General features: G+C 73.7%; 2 protein-coding genes. One reads left to right on the top strand and one right to left on the bottom strand.

The annotated features are described in order from the left end of the window. Positions 1 to 1,753: PD-(D/E)XK nuclease family protein (locus tag G3I65_RS51875; protein ID WP_203612739.1), on the top strand; the 1,753-nt coding region annotated here is incomplete at its 5' end. Here G3I65_RS51875 and G3I65_RS51870 read toward each other — a convergent pair. Next, positions 1,754 to 2,111 (bottom strand): hypothetical protein (locus tag G3I65_RS51870; RefSeq protein WP_160703412.1); only part of this gene is annotated, 358 nt, incomplete at its 5' end. It abuts the gene before it with no gap.

Below are 2,111 nucleotides of genomic sequence, written 5' to 3'. Positions count from 1 at the left end.
GGCGCGGTTGCTGACCGGCGCGCGCTGGCGCCTCGCGGCCGCCGACGTGGCCGCGCTGTGGCGGCGCGCGGGCGAGCTGTCCAGCCCGGAGAAGTCCGACACCCCGGAGCTGGTCGTCGAGCGCGTCGAGCAGGCGGGGCTGATCGACGCCATCGACGAACCCGGGGCGGCGGACCGGTATTCCGAGGAGGGATACCGGCGCATCCGGCGGATCGGCTGGGAGCTGGCCGCGCTGCGGCGGCGGCTCGACCAGTCGCTGCCGGAGCTCGTCGCCGACGTCGAGCGCACGATGCTCCTGGACGTGGAATCGTTGGCACGCCCCGGTTCCGCGGGCCGGGCGCACCTGGACGCGTTCGCCGAGGTCGTCACCGACTACGCCGAGACGGCGCCGACCGCGACCCTGTTGTCCTTTGTGGACTACCTGAACACGGCCGCGCACGCCGAGGACGGGCTCACCCCCGGCGAGGTCGAGGTCGTCCCGGACCGGGTGCAGGTGCTCACCGTGCACTCGTCGAAGGGGCTGGAGTGGGAGGTCGTCGCCGTCCCGCACCTGGTGCACGAGGTGTTCCCCGGCCGGCGGCGGTCGTCGTCGTGGCTGCGGACCGCGACGTCGCTGCCGGCCGCGCTGCGCGGCGACGCCGAAGACCTGCCGGAACTGCGCATCGCCGAGGGCTACGACCGCAAGGAAGTCCAAGAAGGACTGGAGCTGCACGAGGCCGGGTTCGTCGAGCGGGAGCAGGCGGAGGAGCGGCGGCTCTGCTACGTGGCGCTGACGCGGTCCGAGCACGCGCTGATCGTCTCCGGGCACTGGTGGAACGAAAGCAGCAGCCGCGCGAAGGGGCCGTCGGAGTTCCTGACCGAGATCGCCGACGTGCTGCGCGAAACCGGCGTCGGGCAGCTCGCCGACTGGGCGCCGGAGCCGGGGGCCGACGACGAAAACCCGCTGGTGTCGGACTCGCGGAAGGCCCGGTGGCCGGTCGACCCGCTGGCGGACCGGCGCACCGGCGTGCAGACCGGGGTCGAGCTGGTGTCCGAGGCGATGTCCACTGTGGAGACTTCAGAAGAAGATGAGGACGACCCGGACGGCTGGCTGACCGACACCGACGTCCTGCTGGAGGAGTGGGCACGCAAGGACGACCACGTCAAGCGGGTCCCGCTGCCTTCGCGGCTCACGGTGAGCCAGCTGGTCACGCTGGCCGACGACAGCGCCCGGCTGGCGAGCGACCTGCGCCGCCCGTTGCCGGCGGAGCCCAACAGCTTCGCCCGCCGCGGCACGGAGTTCCACGGCTGGCTGGAACGCCGCTTCGGGGGCGACCAGCTCATCGAAATCGACGACCTCCCCGGCGCGGCCGACTTCGACGAGGCCCCCGACGCGGACTTCGAGGAGCTCCGGGCGGCGTTCGAGGAGAGCGAGTGGGCGGAGAAGGTGCCGGAGGCGGTGGAGATCTCGTTCTCGGCCGATGTCGAGGGCATCACCCTGCGCGGCCGGATGGACGCGGTGTTCCGGCACGCGGACGGGTCCTGGGAGGTCGTGGACTGGAAGACGGGCTCGGTCCCGCCGGAGTCCCGGCTCCCAGCGCTGGCGGTCCAGCTGGCCGCGTACCGGATGGCGTGGGCGGCGCTGAAGAACGTCCCGGTGGAGCAGGTCCGCGCGGCGTTCCACTACGTCCGGGCGAACCACACGATCCGCCCGGCGGACCTCCTGGACGCCGAAGGCCTCCGGCGGCTGCTGCGGGACATCCCGGAGGCGTGACTACAGGTTCACCGGGTAGAGGTCGAGGCCGCCGGCGGTCAGGCGCAGCCACGCACCGGGCCGGATTTCCGGCGCGGGCGCGGGGAGTTCCGCCAGCACCACGCTGCCGCCGAGATCGAGCGTGACGACGCCGTCCTCGGGGGTGTACGCGGCCACCCGGGCCGTGACGCAGACGGTGCCGCCGGTGCCGCGAAGCTCGGGCACGCCGTCCGGGACGACCGCCCAGGCCCGGATCCCGGCCGGGAAGTCCAGCTCCACGTGGGCCCAGCCGGCGCGCGGTGGCTCGGCGCCCCGCCAGGTCGCGTCCGCGGTGCCCAGCGGCGACGTGAACCGGATCCGGCCGCCGTCGACGTCGGTG

The sequence above is a fragment of the Amycolatopsis sp. SID8362 genome, assembly GCF_010550475.1.
In the GTDB taxonomy this organism is placed as follows: domain Bacteria; phylum Actinomycetota; class Actinomycetes; order Mycobacteriales; family Pseudonocardiaceae; genus Amycolatopsis; species Amycolatopsis eburnea.
The sequence above is the reverse complement of the archived record's forward strand: the minus strand, read 5'-3'. Positions and strand labels throughout refer to the sequence as shown.